10 protein-coding genes, 14 tRNA genes, 1 rRNA gene, 3 pseudogenes and 1 riboswitch are annotated in these 15,122 nt (G+C 40.2%); all 28 genes and pseudogenes read left to right on the top strand.

The annotated features are described in order from the left end of the window. Positions 1–101: 101 nt before the first annotated feature. The 28 genes and pseudogenes from rrf (at position 102) to JCM13188_RS19865 (ending at position 15,087) form a co-directional block, all read left to right on the top strand. Positions 102–217, top strand: a 5S ribosomal RNA gene (rrf, locus tag JCM13188_RS16690). 41 nt (positions 218–258) lie between these two features. Then, a tRNA-Asn gene (locus tag JCM13188_RS16685) sits at positions 259–333 on the top strand. Positions 334–339: 6 nt separating this feature from the next. Next, positions 340–431, top strand: a tRNA-Ser gene (locus tag JCM13188_RS16680). Between the two features lie 14 nt (positions 432–445). Further along, a tRNA-Glu gene (locus JCM13188_RS16675) sits at positions 446–517 on the top strand. Between the two features lie 20 nt (positions 518–537). Beyond that, positions 538–613 (top strand) — tRNA-Val (locus JCM13188_RS16670). A gap of 228 nt (positions 614–841) precedes the next feature. Then, positions 842–918: transfer RNA gene (locus JCM13188_RS16665), tRNA-Met, on the top strand. Positions 919–995: 77 nt separating this feature from the next. Further along, positions 996–1,072: transfer RNA gene (locus tag JCM13188_RS16660), tRNA-Asp, on the top strand. A gap of 29 nt (positions 1,073–1,101) precedes the next feature. Continuing rightward, a tRNA-Phe gene (locus tag JCM13188_RS16655) sits at positions 1,102–1,177 on the top strand. Positions 1,178–1,184: 7 nt separating this feature from the next. Then, positions 1,185–1,269: transfer RNA gene (locus JCM13188_RS16650), tRNA-Tyr, on the top strand. 17 nt (positions 1,270–1,286) lie between these two features. Continuing rightward, positions 1,287–1,357, top strand: a tRNA-Trp gene (locus JCM13188_RS16645). Positions 1,358–1,364: 7 nt separating this feature from the next. Next, positions 1,365–1,437: transfer RNA gene (locus JCM13188_RS16640), tRNA-His, on the top strand. A 6-nt stretch (positions 1,438–1,443) separates the two neighbouring features. Continuing rightward, positions 1,444–1,518: transfer RNA gene (locus JCM13188_RS16635), tRNA-Gln, on the top strand. A 5-nt stretch (positions 1,519–1,523) separates the two neighbouring features. Then, positions 1,524–1,598: transfer RNA gene (locus JCM13188_RS16630), tRNA-Gly, on the top strand. 9 nt (positions 1,599–1,607) lie between these two features. After that, positions 1,608–1,681 (top strand) — tRNA-Cys (locus tag JCM13188_RS16625). A 244-nt stretch (positions 1,682–1,925) separates the two neighbouring features. Continuing rightward, positions 1,926–3,301: pseudogene (locus JCM13188_RS16620) on the top strand (ABC transporter substrate-binding protein). Between the two features lie 140 nt (positions 3,302–3,441). Continuing rightward, the gene (locus JCM13188_RS16615) at positions 3,442–4,272 is read left to right on the top strand and encodes a carbohydrate ABC transporter permease (protein WP_279402036.1); all 831 of its coding nucleotides are present in this window, start codon (positions 3,442–3,444) and stop codon (positions 4,270–4,272) included. A gap of 12 nt (positions 4,273–4,284) precedes the next feature. Next, positions 4,285–5,126, top strand: a pseudogene (locus JCM13188_RS16610) (carbohydrate ABC transporter permease). A gap of 95 nt (positions 5,127–5,221) precedes the next feature. Next, positions 5,222–5,416: riboswitch (cobalamin riboswitch) on the top strand. 131 nt (positions 5,417–5,547) lie between these two features. Further along, positions 5,548–7,817: pseudogene (locus JCM13188_RS16605) on the top strand (ribonucleoside-diphosphate reductase subunit alpha). Positions 7,818–7,891: 74 nt separating this feature from the next. Next, positions 7,892–8,869 carry a ribonucleotide-diphosphate reductase subunit beta gene (locus JCM13188_RS16600; RefSeq protein WP_054755003.1) on the top strand — a complete coding sequence of 326 codons (978 nt, stop codon included), beginning with the start codon at positions 7,892–7,894 and terminating at the stop codon, positions 8,867–8,869. 102 nt (positions 8,870–8,971) lie between these two features. Continuing rightward, positions 8,972–9,053: transfer RNA gene (locus tag JCM13188_RS16595), tRNA-Leu, on the top strand. 150 nt (positions 9,054–9,203) lie between these two features. Continuing rightward, positions 9,204–9,584, top strand: coding sequence for an ATP-binding cassette domain-containing protein (locus JCM13188_RS16590; protein ID WP_279402035.1), 381 nt, complete (start codon positions 9,204–9,206; stop codon positions 9,582–9,584). After that, positions 9,577–9,834, top strand: coding sequence for an ATP-binding cassette domain-containing protein (locus tag JCM13188_RS16585; protein WP_054755001.1), 258 nt, complete (start codon positions 9,577–9,579; stop codon positions 9,832–9,834). The genes JCM13188_RS16590 and JCM13188_RS16585 overlap by 8 nt, the downstream gene beginning before the upstream one ends. A gap of 106 nt (positions 9,835–9,940) precedes the next feature. Continuing rightward, positions 9,941–10,678, top strand: coding sequence for an ABC transporter permease (locus JCM13188_RS16580; RefSeq protein WP_054755000.1), 738 nt, complete (start codon positions 9,941–9,943; stop codon positions 10,676–10,678). A 231-nt stretch (positions 10,679–10,909) separates the two neighbouring features. Continuing rightward, positions 10,910–11,656: a protease inhibitor I9 family protein gene (locus JCM13188_RS16575; RefSeq protein WP_054754999.1), complete on the top strand. Its 747-nt coding sequence runs from the start codon at positions 10,910–10,912 to the stop codon at positions 11,654–11,656. Between the two features lie 56 nt (positions 11,657–11,712). Further along, entirely contained in the window at positions 11,713–13,680 is a 1,968-nt protein-coding gene (locus JCM13188_RS21875; protein ID WP_054754998.1) for a S8 family serine peptidase, read from the top strand. Positions 13,681–13,721: 41 nt separating this feature from the next. Continuing rightward, entirely contained in the window at positions 13,722–14,657 is a 936-nt protein-coding gene (locus JCM13188_RS16565; RefSeq protein WP_054754997.1) for a hypothetical protein, read from the top strand. Then, the gene (locus JCM13188_RS16560) at positions 14,639–14,875 is read left to right on the top strand and encodes a chitobiase/beta-hexosaminidase C-terminal domain-containing protein (protein WP_054754996.1); all 237 of its coding nucleotides are present in this window, start codon (positions 14,639–14,641) and stop codon (positions 14,873–14,875) included. The genes JCM13188_RS16565 and JCM13188_RS16560 overlap by 19 nt, the downstream gene beginning before the upstream one ends. 44 nt (positions 14,876–14,919) lie before the next feature. Beyond that, positions 14,920–15,087: a hypothetical protein gene (locus JCM13188_RS19865; RefSeq protein ID WP_279402034.1), complete on the top strand. Its 168-nt coding sequence runs from the start codon at positions 14,920–14,922 to the stop codon at positions 15,085–15,087. Positions 15,088–15,122: the final 35 nt, after the last annotated feature.

The following is a 15,122-nucleotide window of genomic DNA, read 5'->3' as shown; positions in this document are numbered from 1 at the left end:
GTTAACCTAAAATATTAATTTTCACTTGCATTTTTCAGCGAAGGTGAATATAATATTATTTGTCTCAGAAATTTTCTGAGTTACATATAACAACTAAATAGTCCGGTGGCGATGGCAGAGAGGTCACACCTGTTCCCATGCCGAACACAGCAGTTAAGCTCTCTAGCGCCGATGGTAATTGGGGTGTTTCCCCTGTGAGAGTAGGACGCTGCCGGGCATTATCTTTTACTTCTCCTTCGTGGACAGTTTAAAACATATTCCAGCGTAGCTCAGTGGTAGAGCAATCGGCTGTTAACCGATCGGTCGCAGGTTCGAATCCTGCCGCTGGAGCCATTTTTTGGAGAGCTGTCCGAGTGGTCGAAGGAGCACGATTGGAAATCGTGTAGGCCGCTACCGCGGTCTCGAGGGTTCGAATCCCTCGCTCTCCGCCATAATGATTAATTATGGCCCGTTGGTCAAGTGGTTAAGACACCGCCCTTTCACGGCGGTAACACGGGTTCGAATCCCGTACGGGTCATCTTTTATACTTAATGCCCTGGAGGATTAGCTCAGCTGGGAGAGCACTTGCCTTACAAGCAAGGGGTCGGTGGTTCGAGCCCGCCATCCTCCACCATTTATAAGGGACCCAAATGTAATTTTTCAATAACTTAATCAGAACTCTAAATAAGAGGATCTGACAATACCGCGGGGTGGAGCAAGACCGTAAACATCTTGAACCATCATCTGCGTAGGTTTTGCGAGGAGCGTAAGCTTCGCCGAAATGGCTTGCAACGCGACGAGCAGTTTAAAAAATTAATAACATTTATAGTCAGGGCTCTAATAATAGAGCGATTGACAATACCGCGGGGTGGAGCAGTCTGGTAGCTCGTCGGGCTCATAACCCGGAGGTCGCAGGTTCAAATCCTGTCCCCGCAACCAAATTATTCATCGACACTACGTCGAATTTACTTCTTTGCGAGATGGAATATGGAGTGCTCGTAGAGTGCAACCAAATTGGTCCGGTAGTTCAGCTGGTTAGAATGCCTGCCTGTCACGCAGGAGGTCGCGGGTTCGAGTCCCGTCCGGACCGCCACTACATAATTAAATAAGCATCATTTCATTGGCTCGGTAGCTCAGTCGGTAGAGCAACGGACTGAAAATCCGTGTGTCGGCGGTTCGATTCCGTCCCGAGCCACCATCTTTTTGGAGGGGTAGCGAAGTGGCTAAACGCGGCGGACTGTAAATCCGCTCCCTCAGGGTTCGGGAGTTCGAATCTCTCCCCCTCCACCATTTTTAACATAATATATAGGGGTATAGTTTAATGGTAAAACGAAGGTCTCCAAAACCTTTGATGTGGGTTCGATTCCTACTACCCCTGTCATATGGCGGTCGTGGCGAAGTGGTTAACGCACCGGATTGTGGCTCCGGCATTCGTGGGTTCGATTCCCACCGGTCGCCCTTTGTTGGGCCATAGCCAAGCGGTAAGGCAACGGTTTTTGGTACCGTCATGCGCTGGTTCGAATCCAGCTGGCCCAGCCATTTAAGCGGAAGTAGTTCAGTGGTAGAACACCACCTTGCCAAGGTGGGGGTCGCGGGTTCGAATCCCGTCTTCCGCTCCATTTTTATGTGGCGGCATAGCCAAGTGGTAAGGCAGAGGTCTGCAAAACCTTTATCACCGGTTCGAATCCGGTTGCCGCCTCCAAACAATTTCATTTACTTACATACCCAAGTTGGTAAGCAGTCGATCTGTTTATCAACTTTTTTATTTTAATTATATTGAAATATTATTACGTTTTTGCTAAATGAATTTGACATAAAAAATCATTCGGATTATAATTAAAATAAATTTTCTGAATTGTCACTGGAAGCGATTACATACTTTTGACACTTCAGATTTTGGTTTTAAATAAAATTTGATATAGGGGGATGGGAACTTGGTTAAGCAAATTAAGTGGCATGGATTAACGTTATGGTTAGCGTTGTTCTTGTTAGTGTTCATTGCTGCGTGTGCGCCAGAAGAGGTTCCAGGAAATGAGGAGTCACCAGAGTCTGGTGAGGAATCCAGTGGTGAAGAGACAGGCAGTGAAAGCAATGAAGGCGCTAACGATGGTGAGATTTCTGGACAGCTTGAAATTCAGTATTTGTCGGTGGATATGGAGATTCTTGGTGGAAGGAAGTCATTGGGGATTTCCAAGAAGAATATCCAAATGTTGAAATCGTAGAACACGCAGGGCCAAACATCAATGAAGAAATGAGATCGCGTTGGGTTTCTGGCGATCCACCTGATGTAGTATACATTGATGGTGCAGGTTCAAGTGAAACTCAAATGGTTGAAGATGATCAGTTAATGAATTTAACAGAGTGGGCTCAGGAGATTGAACTTGAGGATGGTTCCAAACTAGTAGACAACTTTATTGCTGAACCAGCTTCTTATGATGGTGAGCTTTACAGTTTACCTTTAGTATTCGATACTTGGGGTACTTGGTATGACATGGCTTGGTTCGATGAAGAAGGCTATGAAGTACCAAAAGACTTTGAATCGTTTATGAGCACAATGGGTAACATTAAAGAAAGTGAAGGAATTGCACCATTCGTAACAACTGGTCAATATCCATACTACTTTTTAAGAGGTATGTTATATCCAGCTATTTCGGCTTATGGTGGTAATGAATTACTCGCAAGTGCGATTAAAGGTGAAGAAGGCGCATGGTCAAGTGAAGAGATATTATCTATCATGCAAAACGTACAGAAAATGGCTGAAGAAGGCTATGTTGACCCAGGATTTGGTGCATTAAACCATACACAATCACAAATGAATTTCCTACTACATGATAATGCGTTTATTCCAGTTGGATTCTGGCTTCCGAATGAAATGTCAGGTGATACACCAGATGACTTCAAGTATGGTTTTATTCCATCACCAATGAACAAAGCAGGAGAGCCAATGGCCATTGTTCCTGACTTACGTCCATTAGCGATTGCTAAGGAAGCTGAGAACCCTGAAGCTGCTAAAGCTTTTGTAGACTTTGTCTTTACAAGAGAGTATGCGAAATCGTTCTCTGAGCACACAGGTGCGATTATGAACGTTTCAGGTGTGGATTTATCGCAAAGTGAAGAAGTGCCTGATTATTTAATCGAAGCTAACAAAATGATTAATGATCCTGAACAGGTACAGATTTATCATAAGCCGCACCCAATGAGTGCTGATTTAGAAACACCTATTAGTGACGCTCTAGTCTCACTCATGCTTGGTAATATTACCGCAGAAGAATTTGTTGAAGAAGCTGAGAAAGCGGCAGAAGAATATCGAAATGCACAATAACTAATATTAGTAGAATTATATATGGAATGCGGATCCTTTCTGCATTCCATATACTATTTAGGCGAAGAGAGTGATCACGATGGTACAAATAAGAAACAAAATATATATTTCTTGCCTTTTGTTTAATTCCTACGTTTATCATGTTTAGTATTTTTACACTTTATCCATTATTTAATGGTCTTTATTTTTCATTTTTCGAATGGTCAGGTGCATCCAACACCCGAGAATTTGTCGGTTTTGATAATTACAAAAAATTATTTACTGATGACATTATTCCTATGACCATTTGGCATGACTATTTTCTAGTTGTGACAAAAGTAATTGGAATTATGATAATAGCGTTATTTGTTGCGGTTGTTTTAACTCAGTTGAAGATTAAAGAAGCACCGTTCTATCGCGTGGTTTTCTTCTTTCCAAATATTATGTCAGTTGTCGTGATCGGGATTCTTTGGATGTTTATTTATAACCCAAGCTTAGGGCTTGTAAATACAGGTTTAGAGAAAATCGGCCTTGAAGAATGGGCTAAACCGTGGTTAGGAAGTGAAGATTGGGCACTGCCTAGTTTAGTATTACCATCTGTTTGGGCTGGGATTGGCCTATTCATGTTATTACTCATGGGCGGGATTGCCAACATATCGAAAAGCACCTACGAAGCAGCTCGTATTGACGGGGCAAATGAGTGGCAACAATTTTGGCATGTGACACTACCATTAATTTGGCCTCAAATTAAAATATCGATTCTATACATAGTGATTACCACGTTAAACGGTTCCTTTATCATTGTTCAAGTAATGACGGGCGGGGGACCTAATAACGCAACGCACGTTATGGGTTCTTATTTATATCAACAAGCTTTTAAACAATACAACTTTGGTTACGGGGCAACAATTGGGGTTATGATTCTAGTACTTTCATTAATCACCGTACTATTACTACAATTCTTGCTTCGTAGAGACAAAGTAGAGTACTAGGAGGGGGAGCATATGAAATTATCAATCGGAGAGAGAGTTGCCAGGTTCGGTATTAGAATACCATTATTGATTTGGACGTTAGCCGTGCTATACCCCATCTTTTGGATGTTCCTAGGCTCATTTAAAACAAACGCTGAGATCTATGCGAACCCTTGGGGATTTCCTGAAACGTTTAATTATCAAAATTTCATCACGGCGTGGACAGAATATAATATCGGAACGAGCGTACTCAATAGTTTAATCGTAACAGCATTAGGCGCGATTTTATGTTTAGTGTTAGCCATTCCAACAGCATATGCTATTGAGAGGGTTCGGTTTAAAGGGAGTAACTTCTTATTCACGCTTTATATTTCAGCTATGATGATCCCAATGGTGCTGGCTTGGATTCCATTATTTTTCTTACTTGCTCAATTGAATATGCTAGATAGTTTAATAGGCCTTGCGATCGTTTATGCGTTATCACAACTACCATTTACGATTTTCGTGCTAACAAGTTTTATCAGTACGATTCCAAAATCGCTAGAAGAGTCAGCGGCGATCGATGGTATGTCGCCATACGGCATTCTGTGGAAAATCGTCACGCCACTTACGACATCCGGGATTATTACCGTCACCATCATGAACACGATTCAGTCTGGAACGAATACTTTATGGCGCTTATTTTCCTGCAGACAGAAACCAACTATACACTAGCACTAGCCATTGACTACATTAGTAATGAAGCGCAGTACACCAATGCTTGGGGAACGTTATTCGCAAGCCTAGCGATTGCGATCATTCCAGTCATTATTCTGTATGCGATTTTCCAAAGACGCATCACAAAAGGCATGACAGAAGGTGCAATCAAAGGTTAAATGAAAAATAATTTAAACCCTCTTGTGTTATGAGATTAAATCATCTATAATGCAAATTAACACAATATATTGTATTTGTGTTAATCAAAATCTATATATAGTATTCTTGTTAAGGTGCTATTTGCTTAAAAGGGAATCTGGTGTAACTCCAGAACTGCCCCCGCAACTGTAAGCGCGGACGAAATGAATGACCACTTTGCAGGATCACTCAATAGTTGGGTGCCTGTAAGGGAAGGTTCAGAGTAGGCTGATGCGCAAGTCAGGAGACCTGCCTTAATGAGAAAAAGTTTCACACTCTTCGGGGATTGAGAGAATGAAACGATATACGCTAGCTTTACCTGATTTATATTCAGTATAGCTATACATATCGTTTTGTTCGCTTCTCCCCGCGGGAAGCGAATTTTATTTTGGAGGGAAAAAGATGCAGGTTATATCTAAAACAGTTCTACAAACGGAAGAGGGTACTGAGGAGTTCAATGGACAACATTTAAAAAACTACTTAGCATCGATCTTAAACCAGTTCGGTCATCTAGAATCTAATTCCTTTACGGAAAAAATCATTCAGGCCGTCACATCTAAAGAAACAATCACAAAAGAACAGATGACCAATGAAATTCTATTAAGAGGCCTTGAGAACATTAGTCCTGACGAGCCGGACTGGACATATGTCTGCGCACGCGTGTACTTAGATCAGCTATATCAAAAGGCAGCGGGTAATCGAGGTTACTCAAAGGCAGAGCCATATGGCAGCTTTTATGAGCTTACGAAGCACTTATCAAAGATCAACATCTATAGTGATCAGTTATTGACTCACTATGACGAAGAGGAATTTAAAGAGCTTGAAACTGTGATAGAGCCTGAACGTGATCGACTATTTACTTACATCGGGATCAGGACGCTTGCCGATCGATACTTGGCAAAAGATCACGAAGGTCGCGTGTTCGAACTACCACAAGAACGTTTTATGACGATTGCAATGACACTTATGATACATGAACCGAAAGATAAGAGATTGCAGCTCATTAAAGAAGCGTACTGGGCGATGAGCAACTTATATATGACCGTTGCGACTCCAACCCTGTCTAATGCAGGAAAAGCTCATGGGCAGCTGTCTAGTTGTTTTATAGATACGGTCGATGATAGTTTGCAAGGAATCTATGATTCGAATACGGATATTGCGAATTTATCTAAAAATGGCGGCGGAATCGGTGTCTATTTAGGTAAAATTCGCTCGCATGGAAGTTCAATCAAAGGATTTAAAGGTGTGTCGAGCGGCGTGATGCCGTGGATGAAGCAGCTGAATAATACAGCAGTTAGTGTTGATCAGCTTGGCCAAAGACAAGGAGCCATTGCCGTTTACTTAGACGTTTGGCATAAGGATATACACAAATTCTTAGACGCTAAGCTAAATAACGGGGATGAACGCCAGCGTACACACGATTTGTTTACAGGCGTATGCATCCCAGATCTCTTTATGGAAAAAGTCGAAGCGAGAGAAAGCTGGTATCTATTTGATCCACACGAAGTTAGAAGCGTGATGGGCTATAGTTTAGAAGACTTTTATGATGAGGAAGATGGAGAAGTTTCGTTTAGAGACAAATACGAAGAATGTGTGAGGCAACCTGATTTATCCAAAGAAGAAGTTCCGGCCATTGAGATTATGAAGCGGGTTATGATTAGTCAGCTTGAGACAGGGACTCCCTTTATGTTTTACCGTGATGAGGTCAACCGAAAGAACCCGAACAGTCACAAAGGCATGATCTATTCATCGAATCTATGCACCGAAATCACGCAAAACCAAAGTCCGACCACGGTTGAAGAACAGAAAACAAAGGACGGCAAAATTGTCGTAACTAAATCGCCTGGTGACTTTGTCGTCTGTAATCTATCAAGCATTAATCTTGGCCGGGCTGCGTCAGAAGATGTGTTAGAAAGGCTCATTCCGATTCAGATTAGAATGCTAGATAATGTGATAGATTTAAACACAATTCCAGTCTTGCAGGCGCAAATTACGAACCAAAACTATCGTGCTGTTGGACTCGGTACGTTTGGGTATCACCATTTGCTTGCGCTTAAAGGCATTCGCTGGGAGTCAGAAGAAGCGGTGAAATTTGCGGACGAGCTATATGAACGAATTGCTTATTTAACGATTAAGGCAAGCCATGAACTTGCCAAAGAAAAGGGAGCCTATCCTTATTTTGAGGGGTCGGAATGGGAGAGTGGCCATTATTTTGAAAAACGTGGCTACCATTCTTCTGAGTGGCAAGAACTAATGCAAGATGTCCAAAAACACGGCATTCGGAATGGCTACTTATTGGCGGTTGCGCCGAACTCGAGTACAAGCCTAATTGCAGGAAGTACCGCAAGTATCGATCCGATTTTTAAAAAATTCTACTCAGAAGAAAAGAAAGATTATAAGATTCCGGTCACGCACCCGATTTAAGCGCGAAAACATTTTGGTTATATAAATCAGCCTATGACATGGACCACAGCTGGACGATTAAACAAAACGAAGCACGCCAGAAGCATATTGATCAGTCGATATCGTTTAACTTTTACGTCAAAAATCATATTAAAGCTAAAGAATTACTAGCGATGCATCTGTCAGCCTGGAAAGCCAAATTCAAAACGACCTATTACACAAGATCAACGTCATCAGAAATCGAAGACTGCGAAAGCTGCGCATCGTAAGGAGGAATTATTATGACTGAAACGATACAAAAACGACGTTATATGACTATCAAGCACCGAATGCATCAACAGGGATCATTAATGGAGAAAGCTCCAATGTGCTTAACTGGGATGATGTCAGATTTAGCTGGGCATACCCGATGTATAAAAATATGCTCGCCAACTTCTGGACACCATTTGAAATTAATATGTCTAATGACCGTAAGCAGTGGCCAGAATTAACTAACGACGAACAAGAAACATTTAAGAAAATCATCGGGCTACTAGCATTCCTAGATTCGATTCAAACGGACTATTCAGCTAAAGTAGCGGATTACTTAACGGATTCGAGCTTGTCAGCCTTGATGCAAGTCCTGTCGTTCCAAGAAGTGGTTCATAATCAGTCGTATTCCTATGTCCTATCGTCATTAGTCGATAAAGATGAACAAGACCGCATCTTTGAATACTGGAAACATGATGAAGTGCTGCTGGAACGAAATCAGTTTATCGCAGAGGGCTATGACCGATTTGTAGAGGTACAAACGCCTCAAGCATTCATTGAATCCGTCGTCTATGATGTCGTGTTAGAAGGCTTATTCTTCTATGCTGGCTTTGCGTTCTTTTATAACCTTGCCCGAAACCAGAAGATGGTCTCAACGAGCACGATGATTAATTACATTAACCGTGATGAGCTTATTCACGTGAATTTGTTTGCGCATATTTTTAAAGAAACTTTGAATGAGAACCCAGGATTAAATACAGAAGAGAATAAACAGTTTGTGACGGATACCTTTAAAAAGGCTGTTGATCTTGAAGTCAAATGGGGTCAGCATATTATTGGGAACAAAATTGATGGCATTAACATGGATGAACTAGAGGAGTACATTAAGTATACAGCGAATAAACGATGTAAGCTATTAGGCGTCAATGCACCTTACCCTCATATTACGGAGAATCCAATGAAGTGGATCAAGGCTTATAAAGAAGTGGACGAAGGCAAGTCAGACTTCTTCGAGCAAAAATCCCGTCAATATACGAAGGTATCTGACACCAATGGATTTGATGAATTATAAACAGCAAGAAGGCAGGGTGGAACTGCCTTCTTCGCTAATTTTAGAGATTGACTAAACAAACTAAATCATGTTATATTTATTCTTGTCGTAAATATTTCACATGCCGGTGTGGCGGAATTGGCAGACGCGCACGACTCAAAATCGTGTTCCTCACGGAGTGTCGGTTCGAACCCGACCACCGGTACTATAACTTTTTTGTAGAACAAATTTAAAAGACACTTTAAACACCCATGAGCATTATTACATTAATGTTTATGGGTGTTTTTGTATGTGTAGTCATGAGAAATAATGATGTTTGAATTGAAAGTCAATATAGGTGAAAGGATTGGTAGTCTTGTCTAAAGTAATAATTCACGCCAATGAATTGACGAAAAGATATGGGAGTCATATAGCTGTAAATCATATAAATTTAGAAGTATATGAAGGTGAAGTATTTGGTATTATTGGTCCGAATGGGGCAGGTAAAACAACATTCATCGAGATGATTACTGCATTTAGAAAACCGGATAATGGAAGTGCACAAGTAATCGGTCTAGACTCACAAAACGACTTTTTATCAACTACGGGAAAAATTGGTGTGCAGCTCCAGCAAGCAAGTCTATATGAAAAACTCAAGGTAAAAGAGGTACTGAAACTTTTTTGCTTCTTACTACAAGAAGAATCGCCCTATAGAAGAGTTGGTTTCTATGTTGAGATTGGAAGGGTACTTGAATAAATATATTAAGCACTTATCTGGTGGTTGGAAACAACGTGTATCTTTTGCTTTGGCTCTAATTAATGATCCCGACATCGTAGTATTAGATGAACCCACCACGGGACTTGACCCCGAAATAAGACGAGATATATGGAGTATCATTCAGAAGCTAAAGTCAGAAGGAAAAACTATTATTTTAACGACTAATTATATGGAAGAAGCACAATCCCTCTGCGACAGAATAGGTGTATTAAAAAAAGGAAAATGGTAGCCTGTGGAACAAAGCAAGAACTGGAAAAACTGCTTCCAAGTAAACAAGGAAATCTTGAAGATGTATACATGAACTTGACTGGAGTGATGAGGGAGGAGACTCGTGCATGAGTAAAATGATAACGAACCATATGATTGCAGACTTAAAGTTATTTTTGAGGGATCCTATGGCTCTGGGCTTTACGTTCGTATTACCTGCAGTTTTGTTTATTATCTTTGGAAATATATTTGGAAATGAATCATATGGTGGAGTGGAATATTTCGATTTATACATATCTGCTATGATAGCAATCATGATTTTAAATATCGGGTTGTTTACTATTGGCCTTCAACTAGTGATTGATCGGGAAAAAGGTGTTTTAAGGCGGCTAAAAGGTACTCCATTACGTCCGTGGGTTATGTTTTTAAGTATCCTAATGAAAGCAATTATCGCGGCAATTGTTGGTGCAATTGAAATTATGGTCATTGCCTATTTTTTATTCAAAGTCCCCATGACAGAACACATAATGTCTTATTTTTTAATGCTTGTTATTGTAACTGTGGGCTTTTGTAGTTTCTGTTTAATCATTACAAGTGTTTCCAAAACAGCTGGTGCAGGTTTAGGAATAGCTTTCGTTCTCATGTATATTATGTTATTTCTTTCTGGCGTCACAATTCCTTTAGAAATATACCCAGAAACTGTTCAGACGATTGCACAATTTGTTCCATTATATTATGTACATGATGTATTACAGCTCGTGTGGAGAGGAGCATTTTCTTTCTCAGACATTACTAGTGTCTTAGCACTCGTATCGTTTGCTGGAGTATCTGTTTTAATATCCAACCGATACTTTAAGTGGGAGTGATCTAAGTAATAACAGGTAGTTACTTCCTTCATTTCAGCTCTTAAACTCTGAATATATGGGTTTAAGGGCTCTTTTTATTAGATAATATAAAAGTCGAAAAATTAGAACATTTTGCTCATGAAAATAGTCAAATAATGACAAGATTTTTATGTCGTATCCTGTAATCTATTAATAATTTGATAGTTTACTAGACGAAGCTATCTTAAATTAATAGAAATAGGAGGGGTCTTAGTGACAAAACGATTACGGAGCATTTTATTTCTTGTTTCGACAATAGTGTTAGTTTTGAGCACTTCTTTATCGACAATGTCTATAGCTGAATCTCAAAACAATTCCATTCAAGACAGTTTACAGCAATCATCAACTCATAAAATTGACAACAAAGTTAGAGAACAGATGGATAGCAGTGATGAACTATCGCTTATCATTATATTAAATCAACAAATTGATGCTGCTAACATAATGAAACAAGCAAATAATAATGCAGATGAGAAAAAAGCACTAGGATTAAATAGGAAGCATATGGTGCGTTCAGAAATTTTGACAGAATTAAAGGCAAATGCACACCAAACGCAAGCGCCTTTGCTAGAATTATTAAGCCAAGAGCAACAAAAGGGAACAGTTAAAAAATACAATTCCTATCATGTTATGAATGCCATTTCTTTCACCGGCTCAAAGGAAGTCATTGAAAAGGTTGCTTCCTTTAAGGAAGTGAAGAAAATTTATTTAGATGAAGAACGAAATTTGGTAACAGACTCTGACTTAAAGAGAGCTTCAAGCGATGAAAATGTACAATGGAATGTCAGTCAGGTATTAGCACCAAAAGCATGGGAGTTAGGAATTGATGGGGCAGGAGCTGTTGTTGCCAGCATTGATTCTGGTGTTCAATGGGACCATCCAGCCCTAAAAGAAAAGTATCGTGGCTATAATGCAGGAGACGGAACAGTTGATCATCAATATAGTTTTTTGATGCGGTAAGTGGACAAGCAGAAAGTTATGATGACAATGGACATGGAACCCATGTAACAGGATCAATGGTCGGAAGCGAACCTGATGGAACGAACAAAATTGGTGTTGCTCCTGGGGCAAAGTGGATTGCGGCGAAAGCTTTTGATACAGAGGGTAGCGGTTCAGATTCTGATATTTTAGAGGCTGCAGAGTGGATTATGGCGCCTGGGGGTAGAGTTGATATGGCTCCAGATGTTGTCAATAATTCATGGAGTGGTGGACCAGGTGTCAATGAATGGTTTTTAGAGGTCGTTCAGACTTGGAGAGCCTATGGCATTTTCCCGGTATTTGCAGCAGGAAATGCATCAATTTTATATCCAAATGGTCCCGGTACTATTGCAAGCCCGGCTAATTATCCAGAATCTTTTGCCGTTGGTGCAGTTGATGAGGAAGATGCTTTAGCCGATTTCTCTTTTCAAGGACCATCTCCATATGATGAAATTAAGCCTGAATTAACAGCACCCGGTGTTAATATTCGTTCCACCTTACCTAATGGAGGTTATGGAGAAAAGAGTGGTACTTCAATGGCGGCACCACACGTTGCTGGAGCGGTTGCGTTGTTACGCCAAGCTAATGCCAATGTGACAGTAAATGAAATCGAGCAAATTCTTATTGAAACAGCTACTCCCTTAACCGATCGAAATTTCCCCGAGTCTCCTAACCAAGGTTATGGTTATGGACTTTTAAACGCTTATGATGCCGTATTGTCAGAAACACAAGGTATGGGAATGATTAAAGGGAATGTAACGATTGAAGGAGAAGATACAGAGGATCCAGATTATACACATACACCTATTTCTGAGGCATCTGAGGGGTTACAAGTTGATCTAACAGTTCAAGCAAGTGATAATATTAGCGTTGAATCTGTTGAGTTAGCGTATAAAATGAACGATGGAGAATGGAATTATGTCGATTCAGAACGTGTTAATGGCAACTATTTAAATGGAGAGTACCTCGCTACAATTCCAGCAGGTGTTGTCGAAGCAGGAACGCTAACTTATAAATGGACTATTACTGACTATGCTGGAAATACAGTTACGAGTGAGGAATATATAGTCACGGTGTTAGAAAGTTTAACGATTGGTTACTCTGAAGACTTTGAAACAGAGCCTACTGGCTGGACAATTGTCGGTGAAAATCCTAATTGGGAATGGGGTGTTCCAACGTCAGGTCCTAATGGTGCAGCATCTGGTGAAAAGGTATATGCGACTAATCTTTCAGGAGACTATTCGAGTGGGATGAGAGAAATGCTCGTCATGCCACCAATTGTTTTACCTGAAGGAGAAGCCTTTTTACACTTTAAACAATGGTATAGTTTTGAACAGTCAGAATATACAGGTGCTGCTTATGATTATGGTTATGTCATGGTATCTACAAATGGGCAAGATTGGACGGAACTTTCAATGGTTCAAGGAGATTCAAGGTCATGGGTTGATGCATCAATAGATCTTTCAGAATATGCCGGTCAAGGAATTTTTATTGCGTTTTATACCTATTCGGATTTTAGTACAGAACAACCAGGTTGGTATATTGATGATGTTGCTTTAAGCGCTACAAATAATGGTGAGAGTGATAATACAAGTTCAGATCTAGAAACAATCAATACATCTGACTTTACTGGTAAAGATACCAAGGTGGAAACGGACAACAAATTATCACTATTACCAATTGAAGCGCAAGTAAGTGTATTAGAAACAGGTAGGTCAGTTGTAACTAACCCTCAAAATGGGAGTTATGCTTTACGCCATCCAGCTGGGGAATTCAGTGTTATTGCGGAGTCCTATGGTTACCATTCTCAAACCAAAACGATTGAAGTTGCAGATGACGAAGAGGTTACGACGAATTTCACGCTTGAGGAGAAAGAAAGCGGAACAATTACTGGTGTTATTACAGATGAATTAACAGGAGAACCAGTTGAAGGAGCAAGAGTCTACCTAGTCGAAGATGCCAATATCGAACCTGTTGAAACAAATGCTGATGGGTCCTCAGTTTAACAGCTTTTGAAGGAACATACACATTAAAAGTGTCCGATCCAATGCATTACCCGAATACAGCAGAAGTGACTGTGGTTGGTAATGAAGAATCGGTTCAAAATATAGTTTTACCGCCAATTGTTGGTACATCAGAAACAATTACTTATGATGATGGTACCGCAGAAGCCCTAAACTATATGTATTCTGCTGGAAATGGATGGGCTGTGAAAATGTCACTTGCAGATGGAAAAAATCGGGCAGTGTTAACAGGAGGTTACTACAAATTTGATGGTGGTGATCGTCCAGATCCAGGTGGAACTGAATTTTTAGTCGAAGTGTATGACTCAACCGGTCCAAATGGTTTGCCTGGGGAGAAAATTGCCGGTCCTCTTGAAGCTGAAGCAATCCGCTCTGAAACAGACTGGACATTTATAGATTTAAGTGGTGAGGAAATTATTGTTGAAGGTGATTTTTACCTTGCTTATATTCAAAAAGATGAATATCCATATACACCAGCTATTAATAGGGACACAAGTTCTGAGTCTTCTGGAAGAAACTATTCTTATATTGATGGTGAATGGAAGCAGACTTCAACTTCCGATGGAAACTACATGATTCGCGCTGAAGTAGCATATGATGAAGCCGTACCGGAAATTACATCACCTTTAAATAATTCATATACGGCTGAAAACACGATTACAGTTGAAGGTCAAGCCAATCCGAATAAAGAAATTTATCTGTATAAAAATGGATCAGAAGTAGCTGTGGTTTCGTCTTCGGAAGATGGAGATTTTAGTGCTGAAATCTCCCTAACGGAAGGTTCAAATACCATTACAGCAAAGGCCGCACAAGGAGAAAGTCTTACACGTCCGTCCAATCAAGTGGAGGTAATATTAGATAGTGCACCTCCAATTGTATCCATTAACTCACCGCAAGATGGAGAAGAGTTTAATAAAACATCGGTTACCGTTCAAGGCAAGTGGAGGAAGAAAATCTAGAGAGTGTTAACATAAATGGATCAGAAGCAACTCTTGATAACGGTAACTATGAAGCCGATATAACACTAGAACAAGGCGAAAATAGTATTTCAGTTAAGGCTGTTGATCAAGCTGGAAATGAAACAGTGCAAACGATAACAGTCTATGTAGACTCGGTTGCGCCAATAATCACAATTGAATCACCAGAAGATGGCGACACGGTTCACAAAAATCTGTAGAAGTAGAGGGGCAAGTCTCAGAAGATAACCTAGACTTTATACGTGTGAATGGTAAAGATACGAAAGTAAAAAATGGTTCATTCCGTACAAATGTTAAACTAGAAGATGGTGAAAACATCATTATGATCTGGTCGAAGGATACATTTGGGAATGAAACATGGGAAGAAGTCAGGGTTATATATGATAACAAAAATGGAAAAGGAAATAATTAATAATAAGACTCTATTTAAAAGCTCACAAGCCTTAT

This window comes from Piscibacillus salipiscarius JCM 13188 (genome assembly GCF_001311865.1).
Lineage (GTDB): Bacteria > Bacillota > Bacilli > Bacillales > Alkalibacillaceae > Piscibacillus > Piscibacillus salipiscarius.
The sequence above is the reverse complement of the archived record's forward strand: the minus strand, read 5'-3'. Positions and strand labels throughout refer to the sequence as shown.

Coding starts and splice junctions, on each gene's coding strand:
- JCM13188_RS16615 (WP_279402036.1), top strand. CDS start 3,442: ATGTTTAGTATTTTTACACTTTATCCATTATTTAATGGTCTTTATTTT.
- JCM13188_RS16580 (WP_054755000.1), top strand. CDS start 9,941: ATGAGTAAAATGATAACGAACCATATGATTGCAGACTTAAAGTTATTT.
- JCM13188_RS21875 (WP_054754998.1), top strand. CDS start 11,713: ATGGTCGGAAGCGAACCTGATGGAACGAACAAAATTGGTGTTGCTCCT.
- JCM13188_RS16565 (WP_054754997.1), top strand. CDS start 13,722: ATGCATTACCCGAATACAGCAGAAGTGACTGTGGTTGGTAATGAAGAA.